The 13,352-nt window shown below is 68.5% G+C and carries 18 protein-coding genes; 11 read left to right on the forward strand and 7 right to left on the reverse strand.

Annotated features, from left to right (window positions below):
- The first annotated feature begins 54 nt into the window (after positions 1 to 54).
- The 5 genes from ACT53R_RS08890 to ACT53R_RS08910 all read left to right on the forward strand — a co-directional run bounded on the left by ACT53R_RS08890 (position 55) and on the right by ACT53R_RS08910 (position 2,790).
- Positions 55 to 876 (forward strand): lipid-binding SYLF domain-containing protein, encoded by an 822-nt coding sequence (locus ACT53R_RS08890; protein WP_476171504.1) that lies wholly within the window; start codon positions 55 to 57, stop codon positions 874 to 876.
- 61 nt (positions 877 to 937) lie between these two features.
- Positions 938 to 1,162, forward strand: a complete 225-nt coding sequence (gene tatA, locus ACT53R_RS08895; protein ID WP_476171505.1) for a twin-arginine translocase TatA/TatE family subunit — start codon at positions 938 to 940, stop codon at positions 1,160 to 1,162.
- A gap of 36 nt (positions 1,163 to 1,198) precedes the next feature.
- Positions 1,199 to 1,588, forward strand: a complete 390-nt coding sequence (tatB, locus tag ACT53R_RS08900; RefSeq protein WP_476171506.1) for a Sec-independent protein translocase protein TatB — start codon at positions 1,199 to 1,201, stop codon at positions 1,586 to 1,588.
- Entirely contained in the window at positions 1,575 to 2,315 is a 741-nt protein-coding gene (tatC, locus tag ACT53R_RS08905) for a twin-arginine translocase subunit TatC (RefSeq protein ID WP_476171507.1), read from the forward strand. The genes tatB and tatC overlap by 14 nt, the downstream gene beginning before the upstream one ends.
- Positions 2,316 to 2,397: 82 nt before the next feature.
- On the forward strand, positions 2,398 to 2,790 hold the full coding sequence (locus ACT53R_RS08910) for a YybH family protein (RefSeq protein WP_476171508.1): 393 nt from the start codon (positions 2,398 to 2,400) through the stop codon (positions 2,788 to 2,790).
- Positions 2,791 to 2,859: 69 nt separating this feature from the next.
- On the opposite strand, the gene ACT53R_RS08915 is transcribed toward ACT53R_RS08910, so the two are convergent.
- Positions 2,860 to 4,524: an MFS transporter gene (locus ACT53R_RS08915; RefSeq protein ID WP_476171509.1), complete on the reverse strand. Its 1,665-nt coding sequence runs from the start codon at positions 4,522 to 4,524 to the stop codon at positions 2,860 to 2,862.
- A 14-nt stretch (positions 4,525 to 4,538) separates the two neighbouring features.
- Entirely contained in the window at positions 4,539 to 5,915 is a 1,377-nt protein-coding gene (locus ACT53R_RS08920; RefSeq protein WP_476171510.1) for a DcaP family trimeric outer membrane transporter, read from the reverse strand.
- Positions 5,916 to 6,116: 201 nt separating this feature from the next.
- Between ACT53R_RS08920 and acs the strand changes: the two genes are divergently transcribed.
- The 3 genes from acs to ACT53R_RS08935 all read left to right on the forward strand — a co-directional run bounded on the left by acs (position 6,117) and on the right by ACT53R_RS08935 (position 9,301).
- Positions 6,117 to 8,078 carry an acetate--CoA ligase gene (gene acs / locus ACT53R_RS08925; RefSeq protein WP_476171511.1) on the forward strand — a complete coding sequence of 654 codons (1,962 nt, stop codon included), beginning with the start codon at positions 6,117 to 6,119 and terminating at the stop codon, positions 8,076 to 8,078.
- A gap of 88 nt (positions 8,079 to 8,166) precedes the next feature.
- A complete protein-coding gene (locus tag ACT53R_RS08930) occupies positions 8,167 to 8,835 on the forward strand; it encodes a response regulator transcription factor (RefSeq protein WP_476171512.1) in 669 nt (222 codons plus the stop codon).
- 127 nt (positions 8,836 to 8,962) lie between these two features.
- Positions 8,963 to 9,301, forward strand: coding sequence for a lysozyme inhibitor LprI family protein (locus tag ACT53R_RS08935; protein WP_476171513.1), 339 nt, complete (start codon positions 8,963 to 8,965; stop codon positions 9,299 to 9,301).
- A gap of 20 nt (positions 9,302 to 9,321) precedes the next feature.
- On the opposite strand, the gene ACT53R_RS08940 is transcribed toward ACT53R_RS08935, so the two are convergent.
- Positions 9,322 to 9,513, reverse strand: coding sequence for a CPXCG motif-containing cysteine-rich protein (locus tag ACT53R_RS08940; protein WP_476171514.1), 192 nt, complete (start codon positions 9,511 to 9,513; stop codon positions 9,322 to 9,324).
- 700 nt (positions 9,514 to 10,213) lie between these two features.
- Here ACT53R_RS08940 and ACT53R_RS08945 point away from each other — a divergent pair.
- Both ACT53R_RS08945 and ACT53R_RS08950 read left to right on the forward strand, forming a co-directional pair.
- On the forward strand, positions 10,214 to 10,696 hold the full coding sequence (locus tag ACT53R_RS08945; protein ID WP_476171515.1) for a PadR family transcriptional regulator: 483 nt from the start codon (positions 10,214 to 10,216) through the stop codon (positions 10,694 to 10,696).
- A complete protein-coding gene (locus ACT53R_RS08950; RefSeq protein ID WP_476171516.1) occupies positions 10,693 to 11,004 on the forward strand; it encodes a DUF3861 domain-containing protein in 312 nt (103 codons plus the stop codon). The genes ACT53R_RS08945 and ACT53R_RS08950 overlap by 4 nt, the downstream gene beginning before the upstream one ends.
- Positions 11,005 to 11,037: 33 nt before the next feature.
- Here ACT53R_RS08950 and ACT53R_RS08955 read toward each other — a convergent pair whose 3' ends face one another.
- Positions 11,038 to 11,661 (reverse strand): class I SAM-dependent methyltransferase, encoded by a 624-nt coding sequence (locus tag ACT53R_RS08955; protein WP_476171602.1) that lies wholly within the window; start codon positions 11,659 to 11,661, stop codon positions 11,038 to 11,040.
- Positions 11,662 to 11,663: 2 nt separating this feature from the next.
- Positions 11,664 to 12,089, reverse strand: a complete 426-nt coding sequence (locus ACT53R_RS08960; RefSeq protein ID WP_476171517.1) for a hypothetical protein — start codon at positions 12,087 to 12,089, stop codon at positions 11,664 to 11,666.
- 120 nt (positions 12,090 to 12,209) lie between these two features.
- Between ACT53R_RS08960 and ACT53R_RS08965 the strand changes: the two genes are divergently transcribed.
- A complete protein-coding gene (locus ACT53R_RS08965; protein WP_476171518.1) occupies positions 12,210 to 12,515 on the forward strand; it encodes a winged helix-turn-helix transcriptional regulator in 306 nt (101 codons plus the stop codon).
- 15 nt (positions 12,516 to 12,530) lie between these two features.
- Here ACT53R_RS08965 and ACT53R_RS08970 read toward each other — a convergent pair whose 3' ends face one another.
- Together ACT53R_RS08970 and ACT53R_RS08975 are read right to left on the reverse strand one after the other, a co-directional pair.
- Entirely contained in the window at positions 12,531 to 12,857 is a 327-nt protein-coding gene (locus ACT53R_RS08970) for a hypothetical protein (RefSeq protein ID WP_476171519.1), read from the reverse strand.
- 20 nt (positions 12,858 to 12,877) lie between these two features.
- On the reverse strand, positions 12,878 to 13,351 hold the full coding sequence (locus tag ACT53R_RS08975; RefSeq protein ID WP_476171520.1) for a hypothetical protein: 474 nt from the start codon (positions 13,349 to 13,351) through the stop codon (positions 12,878 to 12,880).
- Position 13,352: the final 1 nt, after the last annotated feature.

Consider the following 13,352-nt stretch of genomic DNA (forward strand, 5'->3'; position numbering starts at 1 on the left):
GGTTCATGCCGGCCGCATTACGCTCGGCGCACCCCCGCACGAGAATCCCCGCCCATGTCGACCGCGCGCTTCGCCGCCCTGTCCCTCGCCGTCTCGCTCGCCGTGGCGGCTCCCGCCCACGCCGGCCCCCGCGAGGATGCCCAGGCCGACAACGCCGCGCGCGTGCTGAGCGAGATCCAGGCGATCCCCGAATCCGCCATCCCCGACAAGCTGCTCGACGAAGCCAAGGCGATCGTCATCGTGCCCGACACCATCAAGGCCGGCCTGGTGCTCGGCGGCCGCCGCGGCCACGGCCTGCTGTCGATGCGCACCGCCGACGGCGACTGGTCGAACCCGGTGTTCGTGAAGCTCACCGGCGGCAGCATCGGCCTGCAGGTCGGCGTGCAGTCGTCCGACGTGGTGCTGGTGTTCCGCAGCCAGCACGGGCTGGATTCGATCGTCAACGGCAAGTTCACCCTCGGCGCCGATGCCGGCGTCGCCGCCGGCCCGGTCGGCCGCCAGGCCGCGGCCCTCACCGACGGGCAGATGAAGGCCGAGATCTGGTCGTGGTCGCGTGCCCGCGGCCTGTTCGCCGGCGTCGCCCTCGACGGTGCGGTGCTGAGCATCGACGATGCCGCCGACGAGGCCGTCTACGGCCAGGACACCACGCCGCGGATGATCTTCGAGGACCGCGCCGCGCAGGCGCCCTCGGCCGCTGTGGCGGCCTTCCGCGACCGTCTCGTGCAGGCCAGTTCGGCCGCGCGCGCCGCCCGCCAGCCGGCGGAACCGGCGGCCGCCAGCGCACCGGCCGCCAGCGCGTCGCCGCAACCGCAGCCGGCGGACGGCAAGCCGGTGGAAAACCCGGCCAAGGTCGAGGCCCTGCCGGCCACGCCCTGAGCCCGCCGGCGGCAATGCGGTATCCTGCACGTCTGTTCTTCCTTTTCCAGCGAGCACTCCCATGGGCGGCATGAGCCTCACGCACTGGATCATCGTTCTGGTCATCGTGCTGCTGGTGTTCGGCACCAAGCGCCTGACCAGCGGCGCCAAGGACCTCGGCAAGGCAGTCAACGAATTCAAGAAGGGCGTGCAGGGCGAGGACGACAAGCCCGCGCAGCTGAAGGACCAGTCGCAGCGCGAGTCCGCCGGCGACGCCCAGCGCAACGACGACCACGTCGCCCGCTGACCGCACTGCAAGACCCGGCCATCGCGGCCGTCCGTCATGTTCGACATCGGCTTCTCCGAACTCGTGGTGATCGGGATCGTCGCCCTCGTGGTGCTCGGTCCCGAACGCATGCCCAAGGCCGCCCGATTCGCCGGGCTGTGGGTGCGCCGTGCCCGCGCACAGTGGTACTCGGTGAAGTCGGAGCTGGAGCGCGAACTGGCGGCCGAGGAACTCAAGCGCACACTGCACGACACCCGGCAGACGATGAACGACCTCGACGCCGGCATGCGCACCGCTTCGGACGATGCCCGGCGCGAGTTCGAGGCCATGCAGGCGCAGCTGCGCCAAGCCACGGCCGACGCGCAGGCGCCCGCCCCATCGCTGCCCGAACCCGCTGCCGACACCGCCGCCAATACCGCTGCCGGGGAACCCGATGACCGACGCTGACGGCGGCGCCGAGGGCAGCCTGCTCAGCCATCTCATCGAACTGCGGGCGCGGCTGATCCGCGGCCTTGCCGCGGTGCTGGTGGTCTTCTTCGCGCTGGTGCCGTTCTCCAAGCAGCTGTTCACCTGGCTGGCGCACCCGATGCTGGCGGTGCTGCCGGCGGGCGCCACCCTGAATGCGTACGAGGTGATGTCCTCGTTCATGGCGCTGATGAAGCTGGACTTCTTCATCGCCGTGTTCGCGACCATGCCGTGGCTGCTGTACCAGGCGTGGGCGTTCGTGGCGCCGGGACTGTACCGCAGCGAGAAGCGCATGGCGCTGCCGATCCTGGTGTCGTCACTGCTGCTGTTCTACGCCGGCTGCGCGTTCGCCTATTTCGTCGTGCTGCGCGGCGCGTTCCGGTTCCTCACCTCGTTCGCACCGGACATCATCAAGATCACGCCGGACCCGGTGAAGTACCTCGACTTCGTGATCGTGCTGTTCTTCGCCTTCGGCGTGAGCTTCGAACTGCCGGTGGCGCTGGTGATCCTGGTGATGCTGGGCCTGGTCACGCCGCAGCAGCTGTCGCAGTGGCGCGGCTACGCGCTGATCGGCATCGTCGTGGTGGCCGCGGTGATCACGCCCCCGGATGCCGTGTCGCAGCTGATGCTGGCGATCCCGATGTACCTGCTGTACGAAGTCGGGATCATCGCCTCGCGGCTGGTGGCGCCGAAGCGGGAAGCGGCCTGACGCGACGACCGCAACGCCTGCTGACAAAGTCTGTCGTCAGGGGCTGGTGCAATGGCGCTTCCTTGCACCGAGGCCCCATGCCATGCCTTTTTCCTCCCCGCGCGCCACCGTGCGCACCCTGGTCGATGCCATGAACCGCGGCGATCTCGACGCCGCATGCGCCTGCTACGCACCCGATGCGGTCTTCGCGGCCGCGCCGGGGCAGCTGTTCCACACCGCGGACACTCGCCGCGCCGCGCTCGACGGCATGCTCGCGATGCAGCCGACGCTGGCCACGTTGTCCGAGATCGTCCTGCAGGGCGACGACATCGCGCTCTACCAGAGCGCATGGCGCATGACCGGCGTCGACGCGACCGGCGCCCCGGTCGTACTCGATGGCCACTCGGCGGACGTGCTGCATCGTCAGGCCGACGGGCAATGGCGGATCGCCGTGGACAACCCTTGGGGCGCGGTACTGCTCGACGCCGCGCCGTGATGCCTGCCCACACGAAGACGCCGGCTTGCGCCGGCGTCTTCACTGCACGGGTGACGGGCAGGGATCGCGTCACTGGGTGATGTCGACGTCCTTGGTCTCGCGCAGGAACAGCGAGCCGATGACGGCGGTCATCACCGCGATGCTGATCGGGTACCACAGGCCGCTGAAGATGTCGCCGGTGGCGGCCACGATGGTGAAGGCGATGAACGGCAGGAACCCGCCGAACCAGCCGTTGCCGATGTGGTACGGCAGCGACATCGAGGTGTAGCGGATGCGGGTGGGGAACAGCTCCACCAGCCACGCCGCGATCGGGCCGTAGACCATCGTCACCAGCAGCACGAGGTAGGTCAGCAGCGCGATCACCATCGGCTTGTTCATCTGCGCGTCGTCGGCCTTGGCCGGATAGCCGGCGGCCTTCAGCGCATCACCCAGCGCCTTGCCGAACGCTTCGGACTGCGCCTTGAAGGCGTCCTTGTCCAGCGACTCGCCTTCGAAGCTCGGCAGGGTGGCGGCACCGATCTTGACCTCGGCGATGCTGCCCGCCGGGCCGTCGACGATCGTGTACGGGATGCCCTTCTTCGCCAGCGCCGAGGTGATGATGTCGCACGACTGCTTGAAGGTCTTCTTGCCCACCGGGTCGAACTGCAGCGCGCAGCGGCTGCGGTCGGCCTTCACCGTGGCCGGAGCGCTGGCCACGGCCTGCTCCAGCGCCGGGTTGGCGGCGTGCATCAGGCCCTTGAACACCGGGAAGTAGGTCAGCGCGGCGATCAGGCAGCCGGCCATGATGATCTTCTTGCGGCCGATCTTGTCCGACAGCCAGCCGAAGAAGATGAAGCCGCCGGTGGCGATGGCCAGCGCGATCGCGATCAGGATGTCGGCCGTGTTCGGGTCGACGCTGAGCGTCTTGGTCAGGAAGAACAGCGCGTAGAACTGGCCCGTGTACCAGACCACGGCCTGGCCGGCAGTGGCGCCGAGCAGCGCCAGCAGCGCGATCTTGCCGTTGCGCGAGAAGAAGCTCTCGGTGATCGGCGCCTTCGACTGCTTGCCTTCGGCCTTCATCTGCTGGAACAGCGGCGACTCGTGCAGCTGCATGCGGATCCACACCGACACGCCCAGCAGCGCCACCGACACGATGAACGGCACGCGCCAGCCCCAGTCCTCGAAGGTTTCCTTGCCGAGGTAGTTGCGGCACGCCCAGATCACCAGCAGCGACAGGAACAGGCCCAGCGTCGCGGTGGTCTGGATGAAGCTGGTGTACAGGCCGCGCTTGCCGTGCGGCGCGTGCTCGGCGACGTAGGTCGCGGCACCGCCGTACTCGCCGCCGAGCGCGAGGCCCTGCAGCAGGCGCAGCGAGATCAGCGCGACCGGCGCGGCGATGCCGATGGTGTCGTAGCTCGGCAGCACGCCGACGAGGAACGTCGACAGGCCCATGATCACGATCGTGACCAGGAACGTGTACTTGCGGCCGATCATGTCGCCGAGGCGGCCGAACACCAGCGCGCCGAACGGACGCACCGCGAAGCCGGCCGCGAAGGCGAGCAGCGCGAAGATGAACTGGCTGGTGTCGTTGAGGCCGGTGAAGAAGTGCTTGCCGATGAGCGCGGCGAGCGACCCGTAGAGGTAGAAGTCGTACCACTCGAAGACCGTCCCGAGACTCGAGGCGAAGATGACCTTCTTGTGGGCGCCGGTGAGCGCTCCCGTCGCGGGAACGCCTGGTGCGGTGGTGCTGGACATGGTGCGTTCTCCGGTCAGAAGCTGTACTTGACGTGGGTGTGCAGGCGATTCAGGTCGCCATCGAGATCGTTCTCCAGCGTGCGACGGCCCCAGATCAGCTCGGCACCGATGTCGAGCTTCGGCACCGGCGAGTAGATCAGGTTGGCGTGGAACGACTCGGCGCCCTTGGTGACGGCGACGCCGGTGAGCGCGGTGTCGTTGTCGAAGGCAGCGGCCGAGTAGAACAGGTTGCTGCGCAGCTTCGGCGAGAACGCGTGGCGCCAGGCGGCGAAACCGCCGTAGCCGTCGATCGCCTCCAGGCTGCCGCCGGCATCGAGCACGGTGTCGCTGGCGATGCCCAGGCCGAGGTAGCGGCCGATGCCCTTGCCGTACGTCGCCATGTAGCGGATGTCGTCGTTCTTGCCGATGTTGAAGCGGCCGGACACGCTCAGCGCGCCGCCGGTGGCGGTGTCGTCGATGCCGGCGGCCGGGTTCTCGTACGCGAACTGGCGCACCATGCCGGCGACCGACACGTAGCCCCAGTCGCCCTTCTTTTGCCAGCGCACGGTGAGGTCGGGCACGTTGTTGTCGTCGCTGCTGATGCGCGCGCCGACGTTGTGGTACGGGGTGATCGTGGTTTCGGGATTCTCCAGCGAGAACGACCACGCGCCCTTGGTGTAGCGCACCTGGGCCTGGCGCACGAAGATCGTGCCCTCGGTCGGGCCGACGAAGTCGATCGCATCCGGCAGCGCGGCCACGTCCTGGAAGTTCGACCACGTCTGGCCGGCGAGCACGCTGCTGCCGTCCGGGCGGGTCCAGTTCACGTAGGCCTGGCGCAGGCTCACGCCGTAGGTGTTGGTCGACACCTCGTTGCCGTTGATGTTGCCGCCACCGAACATGTCCATCTCGAGGTAGCCCTTGAGCTTGTCCCCGGATTCCAGGTCGGTATCGGCCGCGAACCAGAAGCGCGAGAACTGCGCGCCCATGTCGGTGTCGGTGCCTTCGTTCGCGCCCGGCGCACCGACCGGAATGGTCGACGGCACGTAGAACAGGCGACCGACACTGCCGTCGGCGATCTCGCCGTCGCTGGTGTTGGTGATCATCGCGTCGAGCTTGACGAAGCCGCCGAACGAGAAGCGCGTGCCGGCGTTGGCCGCGGTCATGATCGGCGTGCTCTGGATCTTCGGCTTGTTGTCGGCCGGCGCCGGCGCGGCAGCGGGCGCGGCCGTCTGCGCGGCCTGTGCCTGTTGCTGCGCAGCGAGCTGCTGCACGATCTTCTCGAGCTCGGCCACGCGCGCTTCGAGCGCCTGTTCGCGTGGCGTGGATGCCTGCGCGAGGGCGAGCCCCGGCGCGAGCAGACAGACCATCAGCGACAGCGTCAACGGCCTCCTGGATTGCAGTCGATGGTTCATGGCGGGCCCCTCCCGAGGGCACGTAACGGTGCGAAGTGGTCGCAGCCTGTGCCCCACCACCGGCCCCGCCTATTCGCCATTGGTCGAAGCGCACGGGCATTCCCGGCATTTTGCGACCATGGTCTAAACGTCATGTTGCACTGCAAAACAACGGGTTTGCGGCACACTGTGTCCATTGCATCCCCCGCGGAGGAACTCCCCATGTCGCAGACCGACAACGCCCCGTCCGTCTATCCGGTGCCCGACGCATTCGCGGCGCAGGCCAGGATCGGACGCGAAGACTACGCACGCGACTACGCCGCCGCGATCGACGATCCGGAAGGCTACTGGGGCCGCATCGCGCAGCGCCTGGACTGGTATCGCGCGCCGACGAAGATGAAGAACGTGAGCTACGCGCTCGACGACTTCCGCATCCGCTGGTTCGAGGACGGCGAGCTCAACGTCAGCGTCAACTGCCTCGATCGCCACCTCGCCACGCGCGGCGACAAGGTCGCGCTGATCTACGAACCCGACGATCCGGCGAAGCCCGCCGAACGCATCACCTACCGCGAACTGCACGCACGCGTGTGCAAGCTCGCGAACGCGCTGCGTGCGCTCGGCGCGAAGAAGGGCGACCGCATCACCATCTACCTGCCGATGATCCCCGAGGCGGTGGTCGCGATGCAGGCCTGCGCGCGCATCGGCGCGATCCACTCGGTGGTGTTCGGCGGCTTCTCGCCGCATTCGATCGCCGACCGCATCGCCGACTGCGGCAGCCGCATCGTCATCACCGCGGACGAAGGCCTGCGCGGCGGCAAGTCGGTGCCGCTGAAGGAGAACGTCAACGCCGCGCTGAAGATGGCCGGCACCGATTCGGTCGACACCGTGCTGGTGCTGCGCCACACCGGCGGCGCGGTCGAGATGCAGATGCCGCGCGACCGCTGGTACGACGCGGTGGTCGACGAACAACCCGCCGAGTGCGAACCCGAGCGCATGAACGCGGAAGACCCGCTGTTCATCCTCTACACCTCCGGCAGTACCGGCAAACCCAAGGGCGTGCTGCACACCACCGGCGGTTACCTGGTGTGGGCCAGCTTCACCCACGAGGCCGTGTTCGACCTGCGCGAGGACGACGTCTACTGGTGCACCGCCGACGTCGGCTGGGTCACCGGCCACAGCTACATCGCCTACGGCCCGCTGGCCAACGGCGCGACCTCGGTCGTGTTCGAGGGCGTGCCGAACTACCCCAGCGTGTCGCGCTTCTGGGAAGTGGTCGACAAGCACCAGGTCACGATCTTCTACACCGCACCGACCGCGATCCGTGCGCTGATGCGCGAAGGCGAGGCGCCGGTGAAGAAGACCTCGCGCGCGTCGATCCGCCTGCTCGGCAGCGTCGGCGAGCCGATCAACCCCGAAGCCTGGCGCTGGTACCACGACATCGTCGGCGACGGCCGCTGCCCGATCGTCGACACGTGGTGGCAGACCGAAACCGGCGGCATCCTCATCTCGCCGCTGCCCGGCGCCACCGACCTCAAGCCCGGCTCGGCCACGCTGCCGCTGCCGGGCGTGCGCCCCGCGCTGGTCGACGCCAACGGCGAACATCTGGAAGGCGCGACCGAGGGCAACCTCGTTCTGCTGGATTCCTGGCCCGGCCAGATGCGCACCGTCTACGGCGACCACCCGCGCTTCATCGACACGTATTTCCGCACCTATCCGGGTAGCTACTTCACCGGCGACGGCTGCCGCCGCGACGAGGATGGCTACTACTGGATCACCGGCCGCGTCGACGACGTGATCAACGTCAGCGGCCACCGCATCGGCACCGCCGAGGTCGAAAGCGCGCTGGTGTCGCATCCGAAGGTGGCCGAGGCCGCGGTCGTCGGCTTCCCGCACGACATCAAGGGCCAGGGCATCTACGCCTACGTCACGCTGGTGGCCGGCGAAACCCAGACCGAAGAGCTGCGCAAGGCGCTGGTGGCGCACGTGCGCAAGGAGATCGGACCGATCGCCACGCCCGACTTCGTGCAGTGGGCGCCGGGCCTGCCCAAGACGCGATCGGGCAAGATCATGCGCCGCATCCTGCGCAAGATCGCCGAAAATGCGCCGGACCAGCTCGGCGACACCTCGACCCTGGCCGACCCGTCGGTGGTGAAGTCGCTGGTCGAGGAGCGGCTGGTCAAGTGACGCCGCTGCAATGAACCGGCGGCCGCCATTGGAGCCGGCCGCCGGTCTGCGTTACCTTGGGCGGGCCGCCCTCGCCGTGCCGCCCGCCATGCCCACGATTCTGGTCGCCGACGATCACCCGCTGTTCCGCGAAGCCCTGCGCGGCGCGGTGTCGCGCGCGCTGCCCGGCGCGCAGCTGCACGAAGCCGACAGCGTCGACGCGCTGTACGCGCTGGTCGAACGCGAACCCGACGCCGACCTGCTGCTGCTCGACCTCAACATGCCCGGCGCGCACGGTTTCAGCGCGCTGGTGCACCTGCGCGCGCACTACCCGCAATTGCCGGTGATGGTGGTGTCCGCACGCGAGGAACCCCCGGTGATGCGTCGCGCGCTGGACCACGGCGCCGTCGGTTTCCTGCCGAAGTCCGCCGATGCCGCGACCCTGGGCGAAGCCGTCGACACCGTGCTGGCCGGCGACCGCTGGGCACCCGCCGCCGCGCTGAAGGCGCCGGCCGCCGCCGCGGACGAACACGACGCCGCGGCGCGCGTGCGCGAACTCACGCCGCAACAGTTCCGCGTGCTGCAGATGCTCGGCGACGGCCTGCTCAACAAGCAGATCGCCTACGAACTCGGCGTCTCCGAAGCCACGATCAAGGCGCACATGACCGCGATCCTGCGCAAGCTCGGCGCCAGCAACCGCACCCAGGCCGTGCTGATCGCCGGCAAGCTCGCGGTCGATCCCGAAGCGGTCACGCCGCCACCGCCGGACGACGAATAAGCCTCGGGCTTCCGCATCACGCAGATCGCGATGCGCGTCGTGCGCATCGCCAAGCGGGCCACGCATTCATCCGCGACGACATCCCCGCGCCTACACTCCACGCGTCTTCATCGCCTCGGAGTCGCCCATGCGCCGTTTCTGCGCACTCGCGTTCGTCTTCCTCGCACCCGTCGCCCCGCACGCCGCCAGCTTCGACTGCGCGAAGGCGCGCGCCGCCGACGAGAAAGCCATCTGCCGCCATCGTGCGCTCGAGGATGCCGACGTGCGCATGGCGACGATGTGCGAACTCGAAGGCCACCTGCTGGCGATGGGCGGCCGCGGCGCACTGCAGGATGCGCAGGTCGCGTGGCTGAAGCAGCGCCGCCGCTGCGGCGCCGACGTCGCCTGCCTGACCCGCAGCTACGACCGCCGCCTCGCCGAACTGCAACGCGTGTTCGACGACATCGCCTCGCGCGGGCCGTTCTGACGCGGCGTTTCCGAACCGCGTCACTCGTCCTCGCCACGCGCCTCGACGCACGTCACCTCGCCGTCCTCGGCGACGACGGTAAACACGATCGGCCGGCAGCAGACGCTACAATCCTCGACGTAGGTCTGCTGGTCGACCGAGCCATCGACCAGCACCTCGATCTCCTCGCCGCAATAGGGGCATTGCACGAACGCACTGTCGAGACCGGGCATGGGATTGTCCTGCGTAATGGTCGGCGTAGGCGCGATCCGACCACATCGTGATCGATCGCCGCGGCCATCGTAGCGCTCGACTGCGGGGATTGCCGGCCATCGAGGAAGGCCGATCCATACGCCTGGAGACAGGGGCCGCCATCAAGGTCGGCGACCACAGCGGCAAATGGATCGGACGCTCATCGCCAAAGTCCTCGACGATTTCATCGAACGCTCGAAAGCATCTCGGCTCACGATCGAATCGGGATGACAGCTCGAAAGCAACCAGATCCGCTTCCCGATCAGATGGCGAAACAGATCGCACTGATCCGCCGCCGTTGCATAGAAGTCGAGGTTGGACAAAGGGATGCGCTCAAAGTCGCCCCTGTACCACGGCGGCAATGACATTTCCGCAGAGGAGGCTGGCTCGTCAATCGCTACCCGTCTTTCCGTGCCGGCACCGTCTCGCACCCGCCCAGCTACCTGAAGTTCGGGCCGCTCGCGGCGGGGAAATGAACAGACACCACGACCAGGCCTTGCGAACGGCCATTACAAGATATATCTTGAAACCATCAAAACACCTCCGAGAGGCAATTCCATGATGTCCCCCTTCCGACGCCACGGCGGCCGCCGCGGCCATGGTCACCACGCCCCCGACGATCGTTTCGGGCCCGATTCCGACTGGCAGGGCCCCGGCGCCGGCCGTGGACGCCGAGAACGCATGTTCCAGGGCGGCGACCTGAAGCTCCTGCTGCTGCACCTGCTGCGCGAACCGGCGCACGGCTACGACCTGATGCGCGCGATCGGCGATCTTGTCGGCGGCGACTACAGCCCCAGCCCCGGCACCATCTACCCCACGTTGACCCTGCTCGAAGACCTCGGCCTCGCCGTCTCGGTCACCGAGGAGGGAGGCCGGCGCCGCTTCCGCATCACCGCCGAGGGCGAAACCCATCTCGAACAGCAGCGCGACGCACTGGCGCAGTTGCTCGAACGCCTGCAGCACGTCAATGCGCGCAGCCGGGCGCGTCGCATGCCCGACATCGTGCGCGCGATGGAAAACCTGAAGACCTCGCTGCGCCTGCGTTTCGCCGACGGCGCCGTGGACGAGGACACCACGCGCCGGATCGCCGATGTCATCGATCGCGCCGCGGTGGAGATCGGCCGCATCCAGCCCGGCGCTCCGGCACCGGAGCCTTCGGCATGAAGCAGCATAGTTACCGCATCACGCTCGAACATCTCACGGACGCGAACGGCGCACCGCTCGCATTGGCCGAACCGTTGCGTTTCGCGGTCGGCAACCATGACGACATCCCGGCCATCGTCGCGCGCCTGCGCGGGCGCGATGACCTGCCGTTCGATGCGGACCAGGCGGCCGCCTTCGCGACCGGTCTGAAGCTGTTCTCCGAAGTCATGCTCGAACATCGCGGCCATCCACTGTTCGCGGACTTCGCCCCGCACTTCGGCCAGTTCATGAAGACGCTGAAGAAAGGCCCGCAGGACAGCCGGGGATGACGCCCCTGCGGTGCATCTTCGGGCAACCCTGAGTCAGGCGGCCGCAGGTGCTCGCCGCACCAGGACCCACACATTCGCCAGTCCGCCGAGCGCGGAATGTTGCGTCGCCGTCCAGCGCGGATCGTCGAAGGTCGCATCGGGCAACGCGCGGCCGCTGCGCGCCATCGCCCAGAGCAGCAGCATCCCGCCACCATGCCCGAGCCCGCCGCGCAGCCACTGCCGCAGTGCACGGCCGCGGCTCATCGCCGGCGCGGCCTCGATCACGATCACGCAGCCGCCCGGCTTCGTCAGCGCAAGCAGATGCTGCAACGTCTCGCGCGGGTCGGGCGTGACCACCACCAGCGACGATGCCGACACCACGTCGTGGCGCCGATCCGTCGCGACTTCGTCGGCGAGATCGGAGACGGCGAATTCGATCGTCGCGCCGTGCATCGCGGCCAGGCGTTCGGCCGTCGCGATCATGCCGGGATCGCGATCGATGCCGCGCACCCGGAAGCCGCGCGATGCCGCGATGCGCGCGAACACGCCGGGCCCGCAACCGACGTCCAGCCACGTGCGATCGCCGTGCGCGACGCCGGCGAAACCGGCGGCGATCTCGTGCAGGCCGCGGTAGAACGCCGCGGCCTGCAGTCGCCCGAAGAGCGCCGGCCCGGGCATCGTCACGCGGCTTCGACGCGCGCGGCCGGCGTCGCTGCCTGCCGCCGCAGTTCGCGCACCAGCACGACCACGAACAGCACCGGCAGGAACGGTGCCGTGGACGTCTGCAGCCACGTCACCTTGCCCGCGAACAATGCCGCCAGCGTGCCGAGCCAGTCGATCGCCTGCACCAGCACCATCGCGCGCAGCCAGCCGGCGTTCGCACGCGGATCGCGCAACGCCAGACGCATGCCGTAGGCGAAGCCGAGTGCGCGGGCACCGAACTGCGCGAACATCCAGTCGGTCCAGGCCGGCGCGGGCGGCAGCCCCAGCGCATGCGCGAAGGCCTGCGGCGCGAACGTGAACACCACGCCGAGCACCAGTTGCACGATGAGGATGAGGACGATCACGCCGCGCGCGATCGTGCCGGGTCTGTCGAGGGTCTGCATGGGTCGGCTCCGGTTGTCGGCGCGCAGCATAGGTGCCAGCATGCGGCCCCGGAAGAACGCACTTTCCGGTAATCCGGTATACGGAAGTGAAGCAATGACCGTTGCACGCGCGGAGGCGAGATGGGCCTGAAGGGTTGTCCGATCGAACGCGCCGTCGACGTGCTCGACGGCAAGTGGACGCTGCTGATCCTGCGCGAACTGTTCGACGGCACGCGCCGCTTCGGCGAACTGCGCGCGGCCCTGCACAGCGTCAGCCCAAAGGCGCTGACCGACCACCTGCGCCGGCTGGAAGACGGCGGCGTGATCGAACGCACGGTGTATCCGGAGATCCCGCCGCGCGTCGACTATCGCCTCACCGACCGCGGCCGCGCCGCCTGGCCGGTGATCGAAGCGCTGCGTGCATGGGGCGAGACGTTGGACGGCTGAGTCCGCACTGCGCACTCAATCGTCGACGACGCCCGCGGCGCGCCACAGCGCCTCGAAGTCCGCTTCCGGTACCGGCTCGCCCGGGCAATCCTCCAGACGCAGGTTCGTGTCGAGCCAGAAGCCGTAGTTCTCGCGATCAGGCCCGGCCAGCACGATGCCGCCGCCGGCATCCAGCCCGATCTCGCGCCCGGGCAGCCCCTGGTCGTCGAATTCGATGAGCCAACTGTGCACGCGGTGCATGCGATCGACGTAGCGGGGATTGGCGGTGATCGGACGGAGCCGTCGCGCCAGCCACGTCGGCGCGGGCCAGTCGGTGGCGAGCATGGTGCGGAGGAAGGGCATGGTGCGTTGCGTGTCCGGCCTCAACGCACCTGGTAGGTATCGAGGAACTTGCCGACCTCGTTGCCTTCCTCGGTGCCATCCGGATGCGCGATGGTCCAGTCGAGCAGTTCCGCTTCCGGGAACGCGTACGCATCGCCGTGGTGGTAGCCGCGCACGCCGGTGACTTGGCTCCAGATCCGGCCGCGGATCGTGCCGCCCTCGATGCTGCGCACGGCGATGAAGACCTGCTCGAACGCACCGGTGCCGTCACGCAACCGCGTGGTGACGAAGAACGATTGCCCCTTCGGCAGCCCGGCGAGGAAACGCCGCTTCGCGGCCGGGTAGGTCTGCTTCGCGTGCGCGACATGCGGTGCGATCGCGGCTTCGAAGGCGGACAGCCCGGAGGAATCGACGTGGTTCGGCTTGTCCTTCGGCGCATCCGGGGACAACTGCGGGTTCTGCGCGAACAGGACGGCTGGCCAGAGCAGCAGGCCGAACAGGGCGGATCGTGTCATC

This window comes from Lysobacter sp. DMC104 (genome assembly GCF_056313665.1).